Origin of the sequence: Paraburkholderia adhaesiva, from assembly GCF_021390575.1 — a bacterium.
GTDB classification, from domain to species: domain Bacteria; phylum Pseudomonadota; class Gammaproteobacteria; order Burkholderiales; family Burkholderiaceae; genus Paraburkholderia; species Paraburkholderia adhaesiva.
Map to the genome: position 1 here is coordinate 956,675 of NZ_JAJEJQ010000001.1, position 23,880 is coordinate 980,554.

Annotated in this window: 21 protein-coding genes; 8 read left to right on the plus strand and 13 right to left on the minus strand. The window is 65.1% G+C overall.

Annotation, left to right across the window (positions count from 1 at the left end):
- Positions 1-14: 14 nt before the first annotated feature.
- The 5 genes from L0U80_RS04180 to L0U80_RS04200 form a co-directional block, all read right to left on the minus strand.
- Complete coding sequence (locus L0U80_RS04180) at positions 15-446, minus strand: VOC family protein (protein ID WP_233862704.1); 432 nt, start codon at positions 444-446, stop codon at positions 15-17.
- A 329-nt stretch (positions 447-775) separates the two neighbouring features.
- Complete coding sequence (tal, locus tag L0U80_RS04185; RefSeq protein ID WP_233862706.1) at positions 776-1,735, minus strand: transaldolase; 960 nt, start codon at positions 1,733-1,735, stop codon at positions 776-778.
- A 235-nt stretch (positions 1,736-1,970) separates the two neighbouring features.
- Complete coding sequence (locus tag L0U80_RS04190; protein WP_233862707.1) at positions 1,971-3,194, minus strand: benzoate/H(+) symporter BenE family transporter; 1,224 nt, start codon at positions 3,192-3,194, stop codon at positions 1,971-1,973.
- Positions 3,195-3,239: 45 nt separating this feature from the next.
- The gene (locus L0U80_RS04195; RefSeq protein ID WP_233862708.1) at positions 3,240-4,412 is read right to left on the minus strand and encodes a vWA domain-containing protein; all 1,173 of its coding nucleotides are present in this window, start codon (positions 4,410-4,412) and stop codon (positions 3,240-3,242) included.
- A gap of 23 nt (positions 4,413-4,435) precedes the next feature.
- Complete coding sequence (locus tag L0U80_RS04200) at positions 4,436-5,278, minus strand: AAA family ATPase (RefSeq protein ID WP_233865648.1); 843 nt, start codon at positions 5,276-5,278, stop codon at positions 4,436-4,438.
- Between the two features lie 375 nt (positions 5,279-5,653).
- Between L0U80_RS04200 and L0U80_RS04205 the strand changes: the two genes are divergently transcribed.
- From L0U80_RS04205 to L0U80_RS04215, 3 genes are all read left to right on the plus strand, one after another.
- Positions 5,654-6,019, plus strand: a complete 366-nt coding sequence (locus L0U80_RS04205) for a c-type cytochrome (RefSeq protein WP_233862709.1) — start codon at positions 5,654-5,656, stop codon at positions 6,017-6,019.
- 173 nt (positions 6,020-6,192) lie between these two features.
- Entirely contained in the window at positions 6,193-6,507 is a 315-nt protein-coding gene (locus L0U80_RS04210; RefSeq protein ID WP_233865649.1) for a c-type cytochrome, read from the plus strand.
- 345 nt (positions 6,508-6,852) lie between these two features.
- The gene (locus L0U80_RS04215; protein WP_233862710.1) at positions 6,853-7,713 is read left to right on the plus strand and encodes an AraC family transcriptional regulator; all 861 of its coding nucleotides are present in this window, start codon (positions 6,853-6,855) and stop codon (positions 7,711-7,713) included.
- Positions 7,714-7,966: 253 nt separating this feature from the next.
- Here the strand turns inward: L0U80_RS04215 and L0U80_RS04220 are convergent, their stop codons facing one another.
- From L0U80_RS04220 to rsxB, 3 genes are all read right to left on the minus strand, one after another.
- Positions 7,967-8,401 carry a DUF1841 family protein gene (locus L0U80_RS04220; RefSeq protein WP_233862711.1) on the minus strand — a complete coding sequence of 145 codons (435 nt, stop codon included), beginning with the start codon at positions 8,399-8,401 and terminating at the stop codon, positions 7,967-7,969.
- 70 nt (positions 8,402-8,471) lie between these two features.
- A complete protein-coding gene (gene nth / locus L0U80_RS04225) occupies positions 8,472-9,116 on the minus strand; it encodes an endonuclease III (RefSeq protein ID WP_233862713.1) in 645 nt (214 codons plus the stop codon).
- A gap of 35 nt (positions 9,117-9,151) precedes the next feature.
- Positions 9,152-10,045, minus strand: a complete 894-nt coding sequence (gene rsxB, locus L0U80_RS04230) for an electron transport complex subunit RsxB (RefSeq protein WP_233862715.1) — start codon at positions 10,043-10,045, stop codon at positions 9,152-9,154.
- A 400-nt stretch (positions 10,046-10,445) separates the two neighbouring features.
- Between rsxB and L0U80_RS04235 the strand changes: the two genes are divergently transcribed.
- Complete coding sequence (locus tag L0U80_RS04235) at positions 10,446-11,078, plus strand: TetR/AcrR family transcriptional regulator (RefSeq protein ID WP_233862716.1); 633 nt, start codon at positions 10,446-10,448, stop codon at positions 11,076-11,078.
- A 95-nt stretch (positions 11,079-11,173) separates the two neighbouring features.
- Here the strand turns inward: L0U80_RS04235 and L0U80_RS04240 are convergent, their stop codons facing one another.
- From L0U80_RS04240 to L0U80_RS04250, 3 genes are all read right to left on the minus strand, one after another.
- A complete protein-coding gene (locus tag L0U80_RS04240) occupies positions 11,174-12,451 on the minus strand; it encodes a polyhydroxyalkanoate depolymerase (protein WP_233862717.1) in 1,278 nt (425 codons plus the stop codon).
- 254 nt (positions 12,452-12,705) lie between these two features.
- Positions 12,706-14,559, minus strand: coding sequence for a glycoside hydrolase family 15 protein (locus tag L0U80_RS04245; RefSeq protein ID WP_233862718.1), 1,854 nt, complete (start codon positions 14,557-14,559; stop codon positions 12,706-12,708).
- Between the two features lie 125 nt (positions 14,560-14,684).
- On the minus strand, positions 14,685-14,834 hold the full coding sequence (locus L0U80_RS04250) for a DUF3096 domain-containing protein (protein WP_233862719.1): 150 nt from the start codon (positions 14,832-14,834) through the stop codon (positions 14,685-14,687).
- Positions 14,835-15,240: 406 nt separating this feature from the next.
- Here L0U80_RS04250 and L0U80_RS04255 point away from each other — a divergent pair, with 406 nt between their 5' ends.
- Complete coding sequence (locus L0U80_RS04255; RefSeq protein WP_233862720.1) at positions 15,241-16,398, plus strand: lactonase family protein; 1,158 nt, start codon at positions 15,241-15,243, stop codon at positions 16,396-16,398.
- Between the two features lie 85 nt (positions 16,399-16,483).
- Here L0U80_RS04255 and L0U80_RS04260 read toward each other — a convergent pair whose 3' ends face one another.
- Positions 16,484-20,761: an FtsK/SpoIIIE family DNA translocase gene (locus L0U80_RS04260; protein ID WP_233862721.1), complete on the minus strand. Its 4,278-nt coding sequence runs from the start codon at positions 20,759-20,761 to the stop codon at positions 16,484-16,486.
- 229 nt (positions 20,762-20,990) lie between these two features.
- Positions 20,991-21,530, minus strand: a complete 540-nt coding sequence (locus L0U80_RS04265; RefSeq protein ID WP_233862722.1) for an META domain-containing protein — start codon at positions 21,528-21,530, stop codon at positions 20,991-20,993.
- 266 nt (positions 21,531-21,796) lie between these two features.
- On the opposite strand from L0U80_RS04265, the gene purT reads away from it, so the two are divergent.
- From purT to L0U80_RS04280, 3 genes are all read left to right on the plus strand, one after another.
- Positions 21,797-23,020 carry a formate-dependent phosphoribosylglycinamide formyltransferase gene (purT, locus tag L0U80_RS04270; protein ID WP_233862724.1) on the plus strand — a complete coding sequence of 408 codons (1,224 nt, stop codon included), beginning with the start codon at positions 21,797-21,799 and terminating at the stop codon, positions 23,018-23,020.
- A gap of 190 nt (positions 23,021-23,210) precedes the next feature.
- Complete coding sequence (locus L0U80_RS04275) at positions 23,211-23,390, plus strand: DUF6726 family protein (RefSeq protein WP_233865651.1); 180 nt, start codon at positions 23,211-23,213, stop codon at positions 23,388-23,390.
- A 46-nt stretch (positions 23,391-23,436) separates the two neighbouring features.
- On the plus strand, positions 23,437-23,841 hold the full coding sequence (locus L0U80_RS04280) for an MliC family protein (protein ID WP_373322179.1): 405 nt from the start codon (positions 23,437-23,439) through the stop codon (positions 23,839-23,841).
- Positions 23,842-23,880: the final 39 nt, after the last annotated feature.

The window sequence follows — 23,880 nt, forward strand, 5'->3', positions numbered from 1 at the left end:
TCCTTAGCCCGACGTTATCCCGCGGGCATTTCCATCGGCGGCGCGGTGACCATCCAGGGCACGCCAAAGCGGTCCGTGAGCATGCCGAATCCCGGCGACCAGAAGGTCTTCTGGAATGGCATCGTGACCTGTCCGCCTTTTGCGAGCGCGTTGAAATGCCGTTCGGCGGTCGCGACGTCCGGCGCGCCGAGTGAAATGCTGAATCCCTGGAACTTGTCGTTCTTCGTCATGCAGCCGCCGTCGGACATCATGAGTTCGGCGTCGCCGACCTGAAGCGTCGCGTGCATGATCTTTTCGTTGAACTCGGGCGGCATCGGGTGCTCGGGATCGGGCGGGGCGTCCTTGAAACGCATCTTGAACAGCTCCTTCGCGCCAATCGCGTCGCGGTAGAACGCGATCGCTTCCTCGCAGGTGCCGTTGTAGAAAAGATAGGGCTGGATTTGCATCGTCGGTTTCCTTGCGGATGGGACGTATGGCCGGCCCGAAGCCAGGGCCGGATCGCGCGGCAGAGGGTGCCGCTCAACTGATTCTAGGCGTGTGGTTTCGTGCCTGCGTGCCATCTGTCCGGCCAGAGTTTGCGTGATCGCTGCCGGGAATGGGGGGCGAAGTGGGGGAGCCGCGAGACGTTGCCAGACGTTGCGAAACGGGGCAAATCGGCGCGTAAAGCCTTGGGCCGGTTGCCGAGGGGTACGAGGACGGGCCGGCCGCAGCCGGCCCGTGTGCGGCGTGAGCGCCATACGAAAACGCAATAGAGGCGCCTCGGCGCCCTGGCGCGTCAGTGCGCGCGCAGTTCCAGGATCAGCTTTTCGAGCTTCACGGCGTCGGCGGCGAACGCGCGGATGCCTTCGGCAAGCTTTTCCGTTGCCATCGCGTCGTCGTTCACGAGGTAGCGGAACGACGCCTCGTCTACCGGCACGCGCGCGATTTCCGCATTCTTCGACGCCTCCGGCGAGAGCTTGCGCTCGACCGTTTCCGTGCTGTCGTGGAGCTTCTGCAGCAGGTCCGGGCTGATCGTAAGCAGGTCGCAGCCCGCGAGTTCGACGATCTGGCTCGTGGTGCGGAAGCTCGCGCCCATCACCTCGGTCTTGTAGCCGAACTTCTTGTAGTAGGCGTAAATGCTGCGCACCGAGCGCACGCCCGGATCGTTCGCGCCGCCGTCCTTCGCCTCGTCCCAGTTCGGGCCTGCGGCCTTCTTGTACCAGTCGTAGATGCGGCCGACGAACGGCGAAATCAGTTGTGCGCCCGCTTCAGCGCACGCTGCGGCCTGCGCAAGCGAGAACAGCAGCGTCATGTTGCAGCGGATGCCGTCCTTCTGCAGCACTTCGGCCGCGCGGATGCCTTCCCACGTCGATGCGAGCTTGATCAGCACGCGCTCCTTCGGGATGCCGGCCGCCTTGTACAGGTCGATGATGTGGTGGGCCTTGTCGATCGACTTCTTCGTGTCGAACGAGAGGCGCGCGTCGACTTCGGTCGAGACGCGGCCCGGGATGATCTTGAGGATTTCGGTGCCGAAGGCGATCAGCAGGTGGTCGATGATCGATTCGACCGATTCGCCTGCGTGATCGCGCACGGTTTTCTCGAGCAGCGGACGGTACTCGGCCTTCTGGACGGCCTTGAGGATCAGCGATGGATTCGTCGTCGCGTCCTGCGGCTTGTACTGCGCGAACTGCTGGAAGTCGCCCGTGTCGGCGACGACGGTGGTGTACTGCTTCAGCTGGTCGAGTGCGGTAGTCATGTCAGGCCTTGAGGGCGCTCACGCGCCGTGACGGTTGAGAGTCGAACGGCTGGCCGGCGTTGGCGTCCAGCCGTTGTGTCAGGGGGACTGCAACGCCCCCGCGTCCGGTACAGATTACGTGCTTTACGCGGACGGGGTGCGGCTCGCGACAATCATTTTATGGCGGATCGGGTGTAGTTGCGATGACGCGGTCGAAGCCGCCGCCTGAGCCTCGGGACAGCGTGTTCCGGCGTGCTCAGGCGCGCCGGGTGTTAAGCACGAATTGCGTGATCGCCCCCGCGATGAGCCCCCAGAACGCCGCACCGATCGAGAGCAGCGTCAGGCCCGAGGCGGTCACCATGAACGTGACGAGCGCGGCTTCGCGCTGCTTCGGATCCTGCATCGCGTTGGTGAGGCCGCTCATGATCGAGCCGAACAGGGCGAGTGCCGCGATCGAGACGACCAGCGCCTTCGGAAACGAGGCAAACAGCGCGGCGATGGTCGCGCCGAATACGCCCGCGATCAGATAGAACACGCCGCCCCACACAGCGGCCATGTAGCGCTTCGAGGGGTTCTCGTGAGCGTGGGGCCCGGTGCAGATCGCCGCGGTGATGGCGGCGAGGTTCACGCCATGCGAGCCGAACGGCGCGAGCACGAGCGACGCGAGGCCCGTCGTCGCGATGAGCGGCGAGGCGGGCGCGACCGTGTGATCGTAGCCGTCGGCGCGCAGCACGGCGACGCCGGGCACGTTCTGCGATGCCATGGCGACGACGAAGAGCGGAATGCCGATGCTCACGATCGCCGAAACGGAGAACGCGGGCATCGTGAAGACAGGCTTCGCGACGGCCACACGGAAGTGGCTGAAATCGAGCAGACCGAGCATGGCGGCGGCGGCAATGCCGACGAGAAGCGTCGCGACGATCGCATAGCGCGGCAGGTAGCGCTTGATGACGAGGTATGCGAAGAACATCGTGAGAACGAGGGGCGTCTGGTACTGCGCGGCCCTGAATATCTCGATGCCGATCTCGAAGAGAATGCCCGCGAGCAGCGCGGCGGCGATGCCCGACGGGATGCGCTTCATGAGCGGGTCGAACCAGCCGGACACGCCCACTGCGGTGAGCAGTAACGCGCAGACGATATACGCGCCGATCGCCTCGGCATAAGGGACATGGGGCAGCGAACTGATGAGGAGCGCCGCGCCCGGCGTAGACCATGCGACCACGATCGGCGCGCGGAACCACAGCGAAAGGCCGATGGTGCAAACCGCCATGCCGATGGAAAGCGCCCAGATCCACGAGGAAATCTGCTCGGCGCTGAGATGGGCGGCAGAGCCGGCTTGGAACATCAGCACGAGCGAACTCGTGTAGCCCGTCATCATCGCGACGAAGCCCGCGACCACCGTGGACACTGATGTGTCCGCGAACGGTCGCAGCGGTCCCGGCCGGAATGCCTTGAGGTCGGGGGATGAAGGCGCGCTCATGCGGTGGGTCTCCTCGTCGTGCCTGATTGTGATAGGGGGGACGCTTTACTTGCTCATCACGCGCATGGCCGTTTCCAGCCCGGCGATCGTGAGCGGATACATGCGGTGGCCGAGAATCTCGCGGATGACCGACACCGACTGCCGATATTCCCACAGCCGCTCGGGCTCGGGATTGAGCCACGCGAAACGCGGGAAATGATCGGCGAGACGGCGTAGCCACACGGCGCCCGCTTCCGGGTTGTTGTATTCAACCGAACCGCCCGGCTGCAGCACCTCGTACGGGCTCATCGTGGCGTCGCCGACGAAGATCAGCTTGTAGTCGGGTGTGAACTTGTGCAGCAGGTCCCAGGTGGGCGTGCGCTCGGCGTGCCGGCGGCGGTTGTTCTTCCACAGATAGTCGTAGACGCAATTGTGGAAGTAGTAGAACTCAAGATGCTTGAACTCGGCTTTCGCCGCCGAAAACAACTCTTCAGTACGTCTGATGTGATCGTCCATCGAGCCGCCCACGTCGAGCAGCATCAGCACCTTCACGTTGTTGTGCCGCTCGGGGACCATCTTGAGGTCGAGCCAGCCCGCGTTCGCCGCGGTGCTGCGAATCGTGCCGGGAAGATCGAGCTCCTCGGCCGCGCCTTCGCGCGCGAAGCGGCGCAGTCGCCGCAGCGCGACCTTGATGTTGCGCGTGCCGATCTCGACCTGATCGTCGTAGTCGCGAAACGCGCGCGCGTCCCATACCTTCACGGCCTTGCGCTGGCCGCCTTCGCCGCCGATGCGTACGCCCTCGGGATTGAAGCCGCCGTTGCCGAACGGCGACGTGCCGCCCGTGCCGATCCACTTGCCGCCGCCTTCGTGGCGCTCCTTCTGTTCTTCGAAGAGTTCCTTGAGGCGCTCCATCAGCTTGTCGAGGCCGCCCATCGCTTCGATCTGCGCACGTTGCTCCGGCGTGAAGTCGCGCTCTAGCCGCTTCTTGAGCCAGTCCTCAGGAATGTCGAAGGCGAGTTCCGACTTCTTCTCCATGCCGCGGAAATACGCGCCGAATGCAGCGTCAAAGCGGTCGAAGTATTGCTCGTCCTTCACGAGCGTCATCCGCGAAAGGTAGTAGAACTCGTCGAGCGACGGCGCGATCACGCGTTCCTTTAGCGCTTCGACGAGCGTCAAATACTCCTTCACGGAAACCGGCAGCTTCGCGTCGCGTAGCGAGTAGAAAAAGTCGATCAGCATGCGGGTGCTCCGGGCGCGCTCGTTCAGCGGTTGTGACGGTTCATGTAGATCAGGCGCTCGAACAAGGTCATGTCCTGTTCGTTTTTGAGCAGCGCGCCCGCGAGCGGCGGCATGGTTTTCTGGCCGTCGGCGGCGCGCAGCGCTTCGGGCGGAATCTCTTCCGCGAGCAGCAGCTTGAGCCAGTCGAGCAGTTCGGACGTCGAAGGCTTTTTCTTCAGGCCCGCGATGCCGCGCAGTTCGAAGAAGCTTTCGAGCGCCGCATTCAGCAGTTGCTTGCGGATGCCCGGATAGTGCACCTCGACGATGCGCTGCATCGTCGACGGATCGGGGAAGCTGATGTAGTGGAAGAAGCAACGGCGCAGGAATGCGTCGGGCAGTTCCTTCTCGTTGTTCGACGTGATGATGACGAGCGGGCGCTGCTTCGCTTTCACGAGCTCGCGCGTCTCGTAGACGTAGAACTCCATGCGGTCGAGTTCGCGCAGCAGGTCGTTCGGGAATTCGATGTCGGCCTTGTCGATTTCGTCGATCAGCAGCACGCTCTGCTCGTCCGACTCGAAGGCCTGCCACAGCACGCCCTTCACGATGTAGTTGCGGATGTCCTTCACGCGCTCGTCGCCGAGCTGCGAGTCGCGCAGGCGCGAGACCGCGTCGTATTCGTAGAGGCCCTGCTGCGCCTTCGTCGTCGACTTGATGTGCCACTGCATGAGCGGCAGGCCGAGTGCCGCAGCGACTTCCTCGGCCAGCATGGTCTTGCCGGTTCCGGGTTCACCCTTGATGAGCAGCGGGCGCTTCAGCGTGAGTGCGGCATTGACCGCGAGCTTGAGATCGTCGGTGGCGACGTACTGCGAAGAACCTTCGAAACGCATGGCGCACATGGTGTACCGCTCGCTGAAAAAAATTCCAGTATAAGTCTAATGCGGTACGGCGTCGGGATCAGCCCTGGTGTTGTCCTGGCCGCCGTGGGGCCAGACTGGGGCACCCGTTGTGTCCGGCATCGCGCAAGAGCCCCGTCCCCACTGCGCGCCCCGTGCCACGCGGCTTGTGCACCGTCCCCCCGGGGCGTTCTGCGACGCCTGCCGGGCGCCCCGGGCCGTGTGGACGCGCGGACGGACAGCACGGTACAATCGGTTCGATTTTTTTCGGCCTGCACGGCGACGCATAAGTAAAAACGGCAGTACCTACGGCGCAGGCCGTCGCCTGCGGTTCGAGCTTTCGATTCCCCTCAAAGCAGGTAGGGTGCTATGAAAAAAATTGTCGGCAAGCACGTCGTGTTCGGAGCATTGACGGTGCTGGCGGGCTTCGCGGTCACGGCTCACGCGGATATCGTGGGCGACGCGAAGGCGGGGCAGGCCAAGGTGGCGATGTGCATCGGCTGTCATGGTATTCCCGACTATCGCACCGCTTATCCCGAGGTCTATCGCGTACCCATTCTGGGCGGTCAGAACGCCCAGTACATCATGAATGCGCTGCACGGGTACAAGAAGGGCGACCGTCACTTCGAGACGATGCACGCGATCGCCGCGTCGCTCACCGAACAGGACATCGCCGATATCGCGGCCTACTACGCGTCCCAGACGATCACTTCGAAGAACAATCCCGAGAAGTAACGGGCACCCGGCATGCACGGGATCAGAGTAAGCGCCAAAGCGCTAACTCTGGTCGACAGACAGGAGAATTCATGAACCAGTCGATCCACGCCGCACAGTCTTTCTTCGCCGATGCTTTCAATACGCCCGCCTCGTTTGTGAAAGGCGCTGCATACGCGGCGACGCTCGCCGCCATGCTGGCGCTGAGCCCGGCCCACGCCGCCGACGCAGCCAACGGCAAGGTGCTCGCCGATGCCCACAACTGCGCCGCCTGTCACGGAGTCGGCCTGAACAAGCCGATAAGCCCTGAATATCCGAAGCTCGCGGGCCAGCACGCCGACTATATCTACTGGGCGCTGCGCCAGTATCAGATGGGCGTCGGCAACCCGCATATGGGGCGCAGCAATCCGATCATGCAGGCGCAGGTGCAGACTCTTTCGCAGAGCGACATGAGGGATCTCGCCGCGTATATCGAGTCGCTACGGGGCGATCTGATCGACAAGAAGTGATGCGTCGGTGGGTGTGGGCCATGCCTCGCGGCATCCGCGCCACTTACGTTACTTGTGTCGCTCAAGCCGTATAGCGCGCAACGAAAACACCCCGCGAAGGTTTCGCTGACGAAGGCGATCCGTTCGCGGGGTGTTTTTTTGCTCGTCGGGAATGCTTGTGGATTGACCTCTGAATACGGTCGGTCGTTCACACCCGGGGCCGCGTTCGCGGCAACGCGTGTCGTGTGAGGTCCGATGGGGAATCGGCGATGCCAGTTAAGCAAACGCGGCTAGGCACATGCACGCCGGTCCAGGCGACCATATCACCACCTGCACGATCTAGACCCTCTTCACGGATGTGACTCCATGCCAACCAACGCCGCCTACGCGAAGCGCTTCGATGCGGTCCTCGCTCACATCGACGCCAATCTCGACGGTGACCTCTCGGTGAAGGCGCTGAGCGAGGTCGCGAACTTCTCGGCGTTTCACTTTCATCGGCAATTCAGGGCGTACGTGGGCGTTCCCGTTGCACGCTACGTGCAATTGATGCGATTGCGCCGCGCTGCCCAGCGCCTGGCTTCTGCCGCAAACGGTTCGGTGCTGGACGTCGCGCTCGATGCCGGATTCGAGAGTCCCGAGGCATTCAGCAGGGCGTTCAGGCGCGCGTTCGGCATGGCGCCGAGCCTCTTCCGGCAAAACCCGAACTGGCAAGTCTGGAGTGCGGTATTCGTTGTCCCTTACTTTTCCAGGAGCTTCATCATGCAAGTGCAAATTGTCGAATTCGCTGAAGCCCGGGTCGCGGCGCTCGAGCATTGTGGGCCACCCGGACTCGTCAACGAGAGCGTGCGCAAGTTCATCGAATGGCGCGTGCAAAGCGGGCAATCGCCCGTTTCATCGAGCCGCAGCTTTGGTATCCCTTATGGCAACCCCGACGTCGTGCCGCCGGACGCATTCCGTTTTGCCATCTGCGGCGAGATCCACGAGGCGGTGGTGCCGAATAGCTATGGCGTGCGCGAACTCGTCATCCCCGGCGGTCGTTGCGCTGTGGTGCGGCACGTGGGATCGCTCGACCACATCGGCGAATCGATTTATCCGATTTACCGCGACTGGCTTCCCACGAGCGGGGAAGATCTACGCGATCAGCCGATGTTCTTTCACTACCTGAGTGTTTACCCCGAGACGCCAGAGGATCAGTGGCAGACCGATATCTACATTCCGCTGGCGTAGTCACCGTGCGTACGACGTTGTTATGCCGTTACAGTCTAACGCTCGTGGAATTCAGTACTGGTGGGGGAAGAGGCCAATGATGGCAGGCATCGGCCGCCTCGCGGCGATGCCTGAGCCGGACGAGATCCGTGCCCTGGCAACAAAATCAGACCGGTCACAGCGACCGGGTCGCAAGCTCGTCATTCATGCGATTTTGCTAAGCCCGGTTCTTCGCCGTGCGCAACCGGCACGCGCACGCAACAACGCTCCGGCTTCAATCGCGCGACGCGCGGCGCTCGATGCGGGCGAGATAGGCGTCGGTGTCGGGCGGCGTGTTGGTCCGTTGCGCTTCCCAGATCGTTTCGCCGAGGCATTCCATGATCGCGTGCTGCGCGTCGTGCGTGGAGCCGAGCCGCACTGCGAGCCGCTCATGTGCCGCACGGATGCCGGGCGGCTGATCGATCGACAACTGCTCGCTGATCGCGAGGTGCATCGACAGATGCAGGAACGGGTTGCTCTGGCCGCGCTCGGGCGAGTAATCCTGCGCGGACGCCGCATCGGCGTCGGCGAGTTCGGAGTGGTACTCGGGATGCTCGACGATCCAGTCGGCAGCGATCGCTTCGAGCGGCGTGAGGATTTCGCCTGCGCGCTGCTTGCGCCAGGTTTCGGTGAAAAAGCGGCGGACTTCGTCGCGGCTGGGATTGAACATCTTCGGTGGGTGGTGACGTTTAAGGCGAGCGCCTATTTTACGCCGCACGGCGTGCGGTCGCTGGCGGCGCTCAGAGTTCGGGCGGTGGCGTTTTCGGCTTGAACTCGCAGAGCGGTTCGATCACGCAGTGCCAGCATTCGGGGCGGCGCGCCTTGCACACATAGCGTCCGTGCAGGATCAACCAATGATGCGCGTCGTGGCGGAACTCGGGCGGTGTGAATTTTTCGAGCGCAACTTCGACGGCCCGCACGTCTTTCCCGGGCGCAATGCCGGTACGGTTCGCAACCCGGAAGATATGCGTATCGACGGCGATGGTCGGCTCTCCAAACGCGATATTGAGCACGACGTTGGCCGTCTTGCGCCCGACGCCGGGCAGGCCTTCGAGCGCTTCGCGCGTCTTCGGGACTTCACCGCCATATTGCGCGAGCAGGATCTCGCAGGTCGCGACGACGTTCTTCGCCTTCGTGCGATACAGGCCGATGGTCCTGATGTAGTCAGCGATGCCTTCCTCGCCGAGTTCGAGCAGCTTGCGAGGCGTGTTCGCGACCGGATACAGCTTGCGCGTGGCCTTGTTCACCGACACGTCGGTCGCCTGCGCCGAGAGCATCACAGCGATCAGGAGTTCGAAAGGCGTGTCGTACTCGAGTTCGCTCTTTGGGTGCGGGTTGAGGCTCTGCAGCGTTTCGTAGATGGCTCGGCGCTTGGTGGCGTTCATTGCTTGTGGGCGTTGTCGCGTCAGCTCGTGCCCGCTCAGGCGGGCGTGTCTTCGTTCTTGTCGCCGCGCGGCGCGGGGGTATCCGTGCCGTCCTGCGCGGATTCGTCGATGCCGAGACGGCGTCGGCGCGCATGTGCTGCGTCGATCTGCGCCTGCACGTCGGCGCTGACGTTCGCGGTGTTGCGAGGGCCGTCGCCCTGCTGGGCCATTTCGGCCTTCTTGCGGCGCGCGCGTTCGAGCGCGGCCTCGATGATGGCCTTTTTCTTTGCTTGCGCATCATCGGCAGGCGTGACTGAGCTTTGCACTGCAGCAGCAGATGCGGCACCCTGGGTAGTGCCGGACGTTGACGCAGCGGCGCCGGCAGACGCGCTGGACAAAGCCGCCGCCCGCCGCGCCGCGAGCCTTGCCTCAGCCGCATCTCGTTCGCTCGCGAGCCGTGCCTGGCGGCGCTCGTAATTCCCCCGTGCTTCGTCGGCCTGAGCCTGCGTCCACGCGTCCCAGCCGGTCGCCGTGCCGGTGACGGGGATCATGGCGATGCAATCGACGGGGCAGGGTGCAACGCACAGATCGCAGCCCGTGCAGAGGTCCTTGACGATGGTGTGCATCTGCTTGGGCGCCCCGACGATCGCATCGACCGGGCATGCCTGCATGCACAGCGTGCAGCCGATGCAAAGACTTTCGTCGATGAACGCGACGGGGCGCGGACGCTCGACGCCGTTGTCGGGATTGATCGGGATGACGCTCTTGCCGAGCAGCTTCGCGAGGCGCGCGACACCCTCAGCGCCGCCTGGCGGGCATTGGTTGTAGCTGGCCGTGCCGGCGGCGATGGCCTCGGCGTAGGGCCGGCAGCCGTCGTAGCCGCACTTCGTGCATTGCGTCTGGGGGAGCAGATCCTCGATGCGGTCTGCGAGGGTCCTGGAATCGTTCACGGGTTTATGTTTGCAACAACTGGGCGGGCCGCGGGTTGTGTCTTGTGTATGCGTGTCTTGCGCGCCGCCATGCGGCGGCGTGGTCACGGCCCGAATGTCGCATTATCGCCGATTTCCCGCATTGCGATTGCCGGGTCCTGTGCCATAATCAAAGCGCTTAATTCGAAACGATTGTCGGGGAAAGCGTCGAAAGATGGCGCGCGAAACGGCAAAGTACGGCAACCAGACCGGCCAGTAAAACAGAGAACGCAAGACCGTTGGATGAAGGGTGTCTGTCCATTAACCTGGCGCGCCCCGTTCAACGCCGCCGCCCGCGGGTATGAATCCGGGCGAAAAACGGGCTAGGAGAGGCCCGGCGGTGTTATCCGGAAAACGCGGCTTACCGAGCGATCCTGCCACTATGAATCAGCCAAAAATCAAAAGAGATCCTGAAGGCACACGTCGTCGCATCCTGCTTGCCGCGGCGGAAGAATTTGCAGGTGGTGGACTGTTCGGCGCACGCGTCGATCAGATCGCCCGCCGCGCGGAAACCAACGAGCGCATGCTCTATTACTACTTCGGCAGCAAGGAGCAGCTGTTTACGGCCGTGCTCGAGCATGCGTTCACCTTGCTCACCGAAGCCGAACGCGCGCTCGACCTCGCCGACCTGGCGCCTGTCGAGGCGATCACGCGGCTCGCGCATTTCGTCTGGGACTACTACCGGGACCACCCCGAGTTCCTGCGGCTCATCAATAATGAGAACCTGCATGAGGCTCGCTACATGCAGAAGTCCACGCGCATCCGCGAGATGGTTTCGCCGATCGTAGCGACCGTCGCGGCGATTCTCGCGCGCGGCGAGGCGGCGGGGCTGTTCCGCGCGAACGTCGATCCGCTGCGGCTCTACGTGACGATCTCGGGCATGGGCTACTACGTCGTGTCGAACCGCTTCACGCTCGCGGCTACGCTCGGGCGTGACTTCAGCACGAGCACCGAGCGCGCGGAGATCGTTCAGCTCAACACGGAGATGCTGCTTGCGTATGTGATGCGCAAGTAGCGTCGCTGAAGGCCCGGGCTGGCAAGGAAGCGCGCGCCGCGTACTGCGGCGCGCTTCACGTGGTTCATACCGTTAGACGCGGTCCTTGAGGGAACTCAGGCGACCGCGTTTTCGCTCGTCCGTTGCTTCGTTTGCTGGTGCTGGCGGATGAACTCGCGCAGTTGCGGATAGATGATCGTGCGCCAGCGGCGGCCCGAGAAGATGCCGTAGTGGCCGCACTTCTCGGCGGTCAGGTGATGCTTCTCTTCGTCGGGGATGCCCGTGCACAGGTCATGCGCGGCGCGCGTCTGGCCTGCGCCCGAGATGTCGTCGAGTTCGCCTTCGATCGTCAGCAGCGCCGTGGTCCGGATGTCCTGCGGCCGCACGCGCTCGCCGGCCACGTCCCACGTGCCTTCCGCGAGGCGGAACTCCTGGAACACCGTCTTGATGGTCTCCAGATAGTATTCGGCGGCCATGTCGAGCACGGCGTTGTACTCGTCGTAGAACTGGCGGTGCGCTTCAGCATCCTCTTCGTCGCCGCGCAGCAAGCTCTTGTAGAAGTCCCAGTGCGACGCGGCGTGGCGCCCCGGATTCATCGCGACGAAGCCTGCGTGCTGCAGAAATCCCGGGTACACCGCGCGCCCCTCGCCCGGATAGTTCGCGGGAACCGTGTGGATCACGTTGTTCGTGAACCAGTCGAGCGAGCGCTCGGTGGCGAGCGAGTTGACCGACGTGGGGCTGCGGCGCGCGTCGATCGGGCCGCCCATCATCGTCATCGTGCGCGGTGTGTCCTCGCCGCGGCTCGCCATCAGCGAAATGGCCGCGAGCACCGGCACCGTCGGCTGGCAAACGGAGACAACGTGCAGGTTCTTCGCGCCGATATGGCGGATGAATTCCTGGATGTACGCGACGTAGTCGTCGAGGTGGAACGGGCCTGCCTCGACCGGGACCATCCGTGCGTCGATCCAGTCGGTGACGTAGACCTTGTGGTCCTGCAGCATCGTGGCGATGGTGTCGCGCAGCAGCGTGGCGTGGTGGCCCGAGAGCGGCGCACAGATCAGCACCACCGGGTCGTCCTTGAGCACCGTGACGGCGCCGCTGTCGTCGGCGTAGCGCTTGAAGCGCAGCAGACGGCAGAACGGCTTCTGGATAATCGTCTGCTCGACGATCGGAATGTTGAAGCCGTCCCTGACGATCTGGCGGATATTGAATTCCGGCTTCTCGTAGTCCTTGCCGAGCCGGTAGATCAACTCGTAGCCGGCGGCGAGTCGCGTCGCGCCCGGCACGAGCGAAAACGGGCTCGCCGGATTCGAAAACGACTTGGACGCCGCCTGGGCCCAGGCGGTCATCGGGCTCAGCAGTGCGCGCTGAAATTCACGGATGTGGTAGAGCATAGGTGCTCCGGCGTTATGGTCTGGTCTATATCCGGCGTATCCGGTGCGCGCGGGCTCGCGCGTCTCGAAAAAGCCGGACGGATTGGATTTTTTTTTCGGGCGGCACACCGGTCGGGGGTAAGGAAACATGCAGAACACGCGTCGCACGCGTAACGCGTGGGGCGCGGAGGTCATGCCAATTCCTTAGGGTGCCAGATCGTTGTGCAGCGCAACAACTCTAGTGTAGCTCAGCTTTTCGAATCCTGACGCATGCGTCACGGCGTCGCAACAGTTTCCGTCTCCGCGGGAACGCCTTTGCACGGCGGGTGCCCAGTCTCCTTCGCCATTTCCTGTTCGTGGCGGATCAGGTTCAAGCCCGTATGGACTAGCGCAACGTGCGAAAACGCCTGCGGGAAATTGCCGACCAGCCGCCCTGCGACGGGGTCGTATTCCTCGGACAGCAGCCCGACGTCGTTTGCCAGTGACAGCAGGCGCTCGTACATCGCGCGTGCGTCGTCCGTGCGGCCCTGCAGCGCGAGGTTGTCGACCATCCAGAAACTGCAGGCGAGGAAGGTGCCTTCGCCGGGAGGCAGTCCGTCGTTGAATTCTGTCGTCCGGTAGCGCATCACGAAACCTTCGCACATCAGATCGCGCTCAATGGCCGCGACCGTTCCGGCGATGCGCGGGTCAGATGCGGGCAGAAAACCGACCAGCGGCATGAGCAGGAGGCTCGCGTCGAGTTCGGTGCCCTCGTAGATCTGTGTGAACGAATTGAGCTGTGCGTTGAAGCTGCGCGCGCAGATGGTCGCGTGGATCGTGTCGCGCACTGCGCGCCAGTGGTCGAGCGGTCCCGGCAGACCGAATTTTTCCGCCGATCGGACCGCGCGCTCGAAGGCCACCCACGCCATCACTTTCGAGAACGTGAAGTGCTGGCGGCCGCCGCGCGTCTCCCAGATGCCCTCGTCGGGCTCGGTCCAGATCTTTTCCAGGTGATCGAGCATCGCGCCCTGGATCGACCACGCGGTTTCGTCGGCCTGAAGTCCGCCCACACGGGCTAGATGCAGCGCGTTCGCGACTTCGCCATACACGTCGAGCTGCAGTTGCCCGACTGCGTTATTGCCGATTCGCACGGGCTTCGCGCCCTCGTAGCCGGGTAGCCAGTCGATTTCGGACTCAGGCAGACGGCGTTCGCCGGCGAGCCCGTACATGATCTGCAACTGCGACGGCGAGCCCGCCATGACGCGGCCAAGCCACGCACGCCAGGCGCGCGCCTCGTCGAAGTAGCCGCCGCGCATCATCGCGAGCAGCGTGATGGTCGCGTCGCGCAGCCAGCAGTAACGGTAGTCCCAGTTGCGCGTGCCACCGAGTTGCTCGGGCAGCGAGGTGGTTGGCGCGGCGACGATGCCCCCGGTCGGCTCGTAGGCGAGCGCCTTCAGCGTGATCAGCGAGCGCCGGATCGGCCCGGCCCAGCGACCCTCGACGGTGCCGCGCGCCGACCATTCGGTCCAGTAGTTCTCGGTGCGCGCGAGCGCCGTGAACGGGTCGCGCGGCGGCGGCGGACGCAGGTGCGAGGCCGCATACGACATCGAGAACGGCACGCGCTCGCCTTCTTTCACCTCGAACTGTGCGACGGTGCGCATGTTTTCGCCTTGCAGGTCCACGGGCGTGCGCAGGACGACGGTATCCGGGCCGACGACCGCCTTGACGCCGTTCTCGTAGGTGAGTCGGCTCACCCACGGCACCGAAAAGCCATAGTCGAAGCGCAGCACCAGTTCGGAATGCATGCGCACGGTGCCGCGCCGGCCCACGACGATGCGCACGAGTTCCGACCAGCCGTTGCCCGGCGGCATGAAGTCGATCAGCGTGACGGCGCCTTCGGGCGTCTCGAAGTCGGTTTCGAGAATCAGCGTCTCGCCGCGGTAGCGGCGTGTGACCTTGACCTCGACGCCGGGGGCGACCTCGGGGGCGATGAGCCAGCGGCCGTTCTCCTCGGTGCCGAGCAGCGCGGCAAAGCACGCACCGGAGTCGAATCGCGGCCAGCAAAGCCAGTCGATGGATCCGGCGCGGGACACGAGCGCGGCGGTGTGGCCGTCGCCGATCAGGGCGTAGTCTTCGATGGGAGCGGGCATGGTTAGCGATCCGACAGGCGTTGTACGGTTTAACGGCACATGCACGGACAAGATTAGTGGGTGCAGGGGTGTGTGCGCAACGCGTTTTGCCGGTGCCGCTTGCCCGACGGGGCAGGGCGTGGCGTTCAGAGGTGCCCGCTGGCGCCGACGAGCCCGAGCATTCCTATGATGATCAGGTATAGCGCGACGATGTAGTTGAGCAGGCGCGGCACCACGAGAATCAGGATGCCGGCGATGAGCGAGGCAACCGGGCCAATGCCGAGGTGGATGTTCATGTTCGATTCCTGATAAGGCCTGTTCACGCGAATCACAGGCGTGTTCCATGGCTTAAAAAATCGTTCCCACGGGCCGACGCGCCAGAAGGGACGCTTGCCGGTTCGTCGCAATCCGCGTGCTCGGCCCGGCTGGCGGGCGGCGCAGGCCCGTTATCGATGTGTACAGGCCGTATGCGGGCGCGTGTCGCGCGCGGGTGATCGGCCTCTCTTATACTCGGGGCAGATCCGTCAGAACATGGTGCGCTCGCGCGCGACGCCGATCTGCTTTGTTGCGTAAGAAGGGGGCGACGTGTTCTTGCGCCTTGCATCTGCATACGCCGTGCCCGGCCTGGACCGGTTCATCCCGTGCCGGCGTGCACGCGGACTGGTCCATCTTCTCAATCAATTCATTGACGGTCTCGTCATCATGACTCTCGTTTCCGCCACCCACGCCTTCGCCCAATCGTCCGCTGCCGATGCACCTGCGGACGGCGTCTACAACCTGATCGTCGGGACCTATACGGGCGGCAGGAGCGAGGGGATCTACGTCTACCGTTTCGATACGAAGACTGGCGATGCCACTCCTGTGAGTGTCGCGAAGACGGTGAATCCCGCGTATCTGGCCGTGAGCCGCGACCGTCGCTTCGTTTATGCCGTCAACGAATTGCCCGGCGAAGACGGTCCCGCGTCGCTACGCGGCGACGTGAGTGCGTTCGCCTTCGATCCCGCGAGCGGACAACTTACGTTTCTCAACAAGGTGTCCGCCGAGGGCAACGATCCGTGCTACCTGATCCTGTCGCCGGATGGGCGCTATGTGTTCGTTTCGAACTACTCGATTGCCGCTGATCCCGGTGGCAGTTTTGTTGTGCTGCCGGTCGAGCAGGACGGCACGCTCGGCACGCCCGTGCAAACCGTGCGGCACGAGGGGAGCGGCCCGGTGAAGGGGCGCCAGGACAGCGCTCACGTCCACTCGACGGTGTTCTCGCCCGATGGCCGTCTCCTCTACGCGCAGGATCTCGGCGCCGACAAGCTCTACACCTGGCGCTACATGGCGGACGGTGGCCACGATGTCGTCAGCCCGGCCGAGTGGCATTACACGGAGATGAAGGCGGGTTCCGGCCCGCGTCATCTGGTCTTCAGCAATGACGGACGCCACGCGTACGTCATCGACGAGTTGTCCGCGTCGGTCACAGTGCTTCGCGATCAGAACGGGCAGCTCGTGCCCGAGCAGACCGAGTCGCTCGTCGAACCCGGCTTCAAGGGCGTGGTGGGGGCAGCGGCGCTGCATCTGTCGCCGGATGGGCGTTTCCTGTACGCATCCAATCGTGGCGACGCCAACGACATCACGATCTTCGCAGTCGATCAGGCTAGCGGGAAGCTTTCGTTCGTCGGGCGTCAGTCGAGTCTCGGCAAGACGCCGCGCGAGTTCTCCATCGATCCGACCGGCCGGTGGCTGATCGTCGGTAACCAGAATAGCGACACGGCTTATGTGTTCCGCCGCGATCCGCAGACCGGCCTGCTCGGGCCGGACCCGAAGCGGCTCGACATTGGGGCGCCGGTCGATTTCAGGTTCGTCGCCCGATAACGCGTTTGCCGTGCGATGCCTCGCGAGCGTCAACGCACCGTGATTCCGGCTAACCGACCGAGGCGCGGCGTATGCCGCACCTCAATCACTCAGGCTGGCCCGGAACGAGCACTTCACGGCTGCCGTTGATGCCCATCGGGGAGACGAGGCCTGCTGCCTCCATCTGTTCGACGAGCCGCGCGGCACGGTTATAGCCGATGCGCAACTGCCGCTGCACGGACGAGATCGACGCGCGCCGCGTGCGCACGACGAACGCGACGGCTTCGTCGTAGAGCGGATCGGCTTCGGCGTCGGGCGCGTCGCCGAAGAGATCCTGCGCCGCGCCTTCGGAGGCGGGTCCGTCGAGGATGCCTTCCACGTACTCGGGCTCGCCGAACTGCTTCAGATACTCGACGACCGCGTGGACTTCTTCATCGGCGACGAACGCGCCATGCACACGCTGCGGATAGCCCGTGCCGGGCGGCAGGAACAGCATGTCGCCCTGGCCGAGCAGCGACTCGGCGCCCATCTGGTCGAGGATCGTGCGCGAGTCGATCTTCGACGACACCTGGAACGCCACACGCGTCGGAATGTTGGCCTTGATGAGGCCCGTGATGACGTCGACCGAGGGGCGCTGCGTCGCGAGAATCAGGTGGATGCCGGCCGCGCGCGCCTTCTGCGCGAGACGCGCGATCAGCTCTTCGATCTTCTTGCCCGCCACCATCATGAGGTCGGCGAGTTCGTCGATCACGACGACGATCATCGGCATCGGCGAGAGCGGCTCGGGTGCCTCGGGCGTGAGCGAGAACGGATTGCCGATCTTCTTTTCCTGCGCCTCTGCGTCCCGGATCTTCTGGTTGAAGCCGGCGAGATTGCGTACGCCTACGGCCGACATCAGCCGGTAGCGCTTTTCCATTTCGCCGACGCACCAGTTGAGCGCGTTGGCTGCGAGCTTCATGTCCGTGACGACCGGCGCGAGCAGATGCGGAATGCCCTCGTAGACCGAAAGTTCGAGCATCTTCGGATCGATCATGATGAGCCGCACGTCCTCGGGCGCCGCCTTGTAGAGGAGCGAGAGGATCATCGCGTTGATCGCGACGGATTTGCCCGAGCCGGTCGTGCCCGCGACGAGCATGTGCGGCGCCTTCGCGAGATCGGTGACGACGGGCTGGCCGATGATGTCCTTGCCCAGCGCGATCGTGAGCTTCGAGGCCGAGCGCTGCCACGGCGTCGATTCGAGGATCTCCGAGAGCCGGATCATGTGGCGGCGCGCGTTGGGCAGCTCGAGCCCCATGCAGGTCTTGCCGGGGATCGTTTCGACGACGCGGATCGACGTGAGGCCGAGGCCGCGCGAAAGGTCCTTCATGAGGCCGACGATCTGGCTGCCGCGCACGCCGAGCGCGGGCTCGATTTCGAAGCGCGTGATCACCGGACCCGCCGACGCGCCGACCACCGTGACCGGCACCTTGAACTCCTGGAGGCGCTGCTCGATGAGCTGGCCCGTTTCGGCGAGCTTTTCCTCGGAGACCGGTTCGGCGTCCGACGAAGCGCGCTCGAGCAGATCGAGGCCGGGCAGTTCGACTGCCGACGCGGTGAGCGGTTCGAACACGAAGCCCGTCGGCGCGTGGCCGCGCACCGGCTGGCGCACGGGGGGGTCTTCTGTCGTGGGGGACGGTCGGGCTTCCGTGTCGTCTGGGTCGCTTTCGGGCTCAGCGGTTGGGGCCGAGGTGGCTGCGGCGAACGTTGGTCCGGGTGCGGCAGTTGTCACGGCGTGTGGGAACGGCGCGGGGATTGCGGGGACTTCCCATGGTGCAGCGATCGACGGCGCGCTGGGTGCGATTGGCGTGGTCGGCGAGGGTGCTGGTTGTGCGACCTGTGCGGGCGCGATTTCCCACGGCGTTTCAACGACGCGCGGGAAGCGCACGACGTTCGAGCCGTCCGATGACCCCTGCGAAGCGGGGAGGGCGCTCGCGCGCTGTTGTGCCGCTTCATCGGCGCCGATCGTCACGCGCGCGGGTGGCGTTTCATTTGTGTTCGTGTCTGCCGTTATGAGCTGTTCGGCGACTGCGTCGGCGATGATCGGTTCGCGCGCTGCAGGCGTCTCAACCGCAGGCGTATTAACCGTGACAGGGGCCGCAACCGGCGCAGCCGTCGGCGTGATGGGCATCGCCACGTCCGTACGCACTGAGGCGAACGTCATGAGCGCGTCGTCGGTGCCCGTTGCCTCGGCTGGCTCCGGTGACGCTTGAATTTCGTCCAGCGGTTCGTCGTCGAGCAGGACCCACGGTGCGAGGCCGTGCTCAGTCGCCGGCCAGGACGGCTGCGGCGGCGCTGCGAACGCGAGCGGCGTCACCCCGCTGTCCTGACCAGCCGTCATGGTCGCACTTTGATGCTGCGCGGCTTCGGCTGGCGGCGCGTCGGGCATCACGTTGTGCAGGAATTGGCCGCGCGTTGTCGCAGCGGTTACGTGGCCGGTTTCGGTGCGCCACATCGACTGAATGCCCGCGTGGGGGGCGTCGGGAACGGTATCGTGGGCCGGTGCGCCGAAGGGTGCAGTCACGCCTGTAGTGGCCGGCACCGCAGCAGGCCACGCGTCGGGCAGATCAAACGGCGTCGTGGAAAACGGCGTTGCCGTATCGGGCGCGAGCGTGCGCGTGCCATCAGCGATCGAGTCAGCGGGCGGTGCCTCGTCACCCGGCACGAAGTCCGGATCGGCATCGTGCATGGCGACTGGCTGCGGTGTGACGAACGTCGTAGGCGTGTCGGGCAACCACGCAAAAGGCGCGGCTGCGGACTGTGTCTGTTGCACTCCGGTGGCCGGTGATGCATCGAATTCGCCATGGGCCGTGGCGATAGCGTCCGTTTCGGCGGACCACATCCCAGCGGTGGCCGGGAGAGGTGCGGCAATCGTGCCCACACTCGTCGTAGCCGCGGCAGCGGCGGGTTGTGCCGCAGCGCTCGGGAATTGCGGCTCCGGTGTATTCGCGTCAGACAGATTCGCATCCGCCCCAATCGCGTCCGCCGGGTGATCCTCGATAGCGGAGCGTCGAGCGAGGCTCGCGCCGGCGAGCGTCGTCCAGCGCGCGGCGTTGTCCTCGATCGAGCGCAGCGTGTCGAGCACGTTTGTCGTCACCGGTGCGGGCGATTTTGGCTGGGCCGGCAAAGCAGTTTGCGGCCAGGATGCAGTCGCTTCGGGCGGCACTGTCATCGGCGTGCCCGGCTGCGCTCGCATGGTGTCGCGCGCAGATTTCGTCGGCCATACGAAAGGGCGGGGCGGCTTCGGCCGAGGCAGCGGCGGAGCAGAAGCGGCGGCGCGTGCAGCCGTGCTGCCCGCTACCGGCGGCGGGCCGTTGCGCCGGGCCGGCAGCGTTTTCGCAAATGGCGACGCGAGCGGATCGAGCGGCGTCGCGGTGCGTGCGCCTGCAGTGGCGGCGTCGAAGGCCTGGGCGGCCGGCGTAGCGCCGGGCGCGACCGAAATAGCCGATGCCGCAGTGCGTACCGCTGGCATCGGTGGGCGAACCGGTTCGGCGCGCCACGGCGCATTAGCGCCGGGCGTCTGCGTAGGGGCTCCAGCCAGAGGTTCGGCTGCGCGTGCCGTTTGCCGTCGCGTGTCGGTAACCGAAGCGGGTCCCGTCGCGACACGACCGCCCGTGGGCGGCGTCGTGCGCAGCCATCCCGCGGGCGCGACCGGTTCACTGCGGGCCAACCCCGACGCCGGGGCCGTCTGGTCCGTCAGACGCGGTTCGGCGCGCCATGGCGAGGCGCCTCGCGACGCGTCACCGCTTGCCGCAGCCGCGCCCGACGCAATGCCACCTGCAGCAGCGCCCGCCGCCTTTACGGTCGTCGCGGGCGGCCGCCACACGGTCGGGCGCCGACGCGGCGAACCGTCGAGCGTGGTCTGTGAATCGACGGAATGAGCACCGCTCACGCCACGCGCAGGCGCGGTGTCGTTATCCACTGCACGGCGGCTGCGCCGCTCGCTGCGCGGCTGGCGATCGTCGTCATGTTCCGCGCGGATGTTGAGGCCCAGCCCGAGCGACACGTCCGCCCAGGCGAGCACGCCGCGCCAGCGGAAATCGAGGAACCACGGCAGGCTCACGACGAAAAGTGCTGTCATCACGAGCGGTGCGGCGACGTGACCGACCAGTTTGCCGAGTCCCGAGCCGAGCGCCTGCCCGAGCGCATTGAAACCGCTAATGTGAATCAGCGTCGCTTCGAGCGTGCAGCTCGCGACGAGCACGCAGAGAAAACCAACCCAGAGCCGGATCGTGCCCGGTCCGCGCACGCCGGAACCACCGGGCAGGACGGACCTGACGAGACGCCAGATCAGAGGGATCAACCAGATGGACGAGGCGCCGAGCCAGCCAGGAACTACCGTGTGCATGCCAGAGATAAACGAATGGAAGTAGTACAACGCGTCGAGTGTAACCGCTCGGCCGTCTTGGCCCGACACGCGGCTGGCGGCGACGCTACGCGCACCTTGACGCAGGCGTAATCGCGTGCGGGCCGCCGTGGCCTGTGCGTATCGCGCCCGCCGTGCGAACCGTGCGAATCGCGAGAATCAAGCGCAATGCCACGCCGGTCCACGGCGTGGCGCCCGGAGCGTGAGGCGCTCACTGGGCGGGCTGCGTCGCCGCAGCGCCGTCCGGATGCTTGAAGGTCAGGCGGTCGCCGTTTTCGAGGATGAGCAGCAGCGAGCGCGGCTCGCGCATCTGCACGCCGCTGCGCGCGATGTGGGAGAGGGCGTCGAGGAACGCACCTTCGATATCGCCGCCCAAACCGACGCACGCCATACGCGTGCCGGCCATCTGCCCGAACGAAAGCAAGCCGTTCTTCAGCGTGTAGCTGCCCGTGTAGCGGTTGCAGCCCGAGAAGCCGCTCACGCGGCGCTGGCCGGTCTCGGTCGACAGATCGAGCGTGATGGGGTGTCCGCCGGCCACGCCGTTGGCCGCCGCGCCAGGCACTGCGCGCAACGTGCCGTCGGCCTGCTTCCATTCGACTAGCTGCCACTGAGTGTTGTCGAGCAACTGCGTCGCCGCGGGCACGAATGGATCAGACGGCGGCGCGGATGCGTAATCATGGACGGGCATCGTGCACGCGGCCAGCAAAAGGGCGGCGGCGAACGGCGCAATGCGCGACGCGATCAGGCGCATGGAAGAGCGCTCCGGTTTGCGTCCGGTCTGGAGTCCGGGTTGGCGTCGCGGCGGGCGCGTGCTCGAGCGGATTGGCATCGCATCGGTCCTCGTATTCAGCGAAGGCGTAAGCGTAACGCAGTAGTGGGGATGCGCGCGAGACAATCATCGCGTTACCTGAGCGCCGACGTCCTGCACGCGCGGGGCGTGGCAGCGCTTTCATGCGTTCGCGCGTGTTAACATCGGCGCTCTTTCGTATCGTGCAACACCGTCATTCTGGAGACATCATGGAGATCGGCACTCGCATCGGCACGCCGCTGTCGGCCTCGGCCACGCGCGTCATGCTGCTCGGCGCAGGCGAACTGGGCAAGGAAGTGATCATCGCGCTGCAGCGCCTCGGCGTCGAAGTGATCGCCGTCGACCGCTACGAGAACGCGCCCGGCCATCAGGTCGCACATCGCGCGCACGTGATCGACATGGCCGATCCCAAGGCGCTGCGCGCCCTGATCGACGCCGAGCGCCCGCATCTCGTCGTGCCCGAGATCGAGGCCATCGCCACCGACGCGCTCGCCGCTGTCGAATCCGAAGGCGTCGCCGAGGTGATTCCGACCGCGCGCGCCGCCCAGCTCACGATGAACCGCGAGGGCATCCGATGCCTCGCCGCCGAGGAGCTGGGTCTCGCCACCTCGCCGTACGCGTTTGCCGACTCGCTCGACGAACTGAAGGCGGGCGTTGCGAAGGTTGGCTACCCGTGTGTGGTGAAGCCGGTCATGTCATCGTCGGGCAAGGGGCAGTCGGTCGTGCGCAGCGATGCCGACGTCGAGAAAGCGTGGGAGTACGCGCTCGCGGGCGGGCGTGTGAATCGTGGCCGTGTGATCGTCGAAGGCTTCATCAACTTCGATTACGAAATCACGCAGTTGACCGTGCGCGCCATCGATCCGGCAAGCGGCCAGGTGAAGACGTATTTCTGCGATCCGATCGGCCATCTGCAGGTGGATGGCGACTACGTCGAATCGTGGCAGCCGCAACCGATGAGCCCGAAGGCGCTCGAACGCTCGCGCGACATTGCGCACAAGGTGACCGAGGCGCTCGGCGGGCGCGGGATTTTCGGCGTCGAACTGTTCGTGCGCGGCGACGACGTGTGGTTCTCGGAAGTGAGTCCGCGTCCGCACGATACGGGCTTGGTCACGCTCGCTTCACAGCGCTTTTCCGAGTTCGAACTGCACGCGCGCGCAATCCTCGGCTTGCCCGTCGATACGACGGCCCGCGCTCCGGGCGCGTCGGCCGTGATCTATGGCGGGCTCGAAGGGCATGGCATCGCGTTTGAAGGGGTGCAGGCGGCGCTTTCGGTGCCGGATTCGGACCTGCGTCTCTTCGGCAAGCCGGAAAGCTTCGTGAAGCGCCGCATGGGCGTCGCGCTCGCGACCGGGGCGGACGTCGAAGAAGCACGTGCGCGTGCGCGTGCATCGGCGGCGGCGGTTCGCCCGGTGCCGGGTTCCTCGGCGGACTGAGCGATCGGCACACCGCTCCCCGGTCACGCAGTCCTGCTCCTCGACGAACTGAGCGGCGCGGCGTTGACCTGGACGGAGCGCACATATCGCTGAGCGTCGCATAATCGCCGGATGGTGCAGCGCGCGCGCCGTTCGCGCGCTGCCTGTCTATCGTGTCGTACGAAGGCAGGAAGATCCGATGAAAATGTCGATGCCGTCTCGCTGGGTACGCCTCGTCGTGGCCGCTGCGTACGGGCTCATTGCGCTGTCGGGCTGCGGTCTCGCGGCGGCGCCGTGCCGCGTGGCCTCGGCGGGGCTGAAAATCGTGCCGGTAGTCGGTCATGCCGCCGCAGCGCCAACCGATGCCTGCGCCGCGGTGATCGATCCCTGATAAGCCGCACGTGGAGCAACGAACGATGCAACGGTGGGAGGACGCGATGAAGAGCAAGCACAAACGCGTTGCAGATCGGGTGAGTCGTGCGGCTCATGCCGCGGCAGCGCTGGCCCTCGTCTGCGGCGCAGCCACGGTGCGCGCGCATGCTGCGCAACTGGTCGTGCACGAGATCCAGACGCAATCGCGTCACACCTTCAGTTACACCTGTGCCAACGGCAAGACTTTCAAGGTCACCTATCTCAATGCGAAGAACGGCCAGAGCTTCGCAGTGTTGCCGGTACGGGGACAGAACTTCCTGTTTGTCTCGACCATCGCGGCATCGGGTGTGAAGTATCAGGCGGACCGCTACACGTGGTGGACGAAGGGGCCGCGCGCCGATCTCTTCGATGCCACGGCGGGCGAGAACGCAGCGGCGGTGCTCGCCGGCTGCGCGACGATCATGCGCTGAGCGCGCGCTGCTTCCGGATTGCCTCTGCGCCACGTTTCG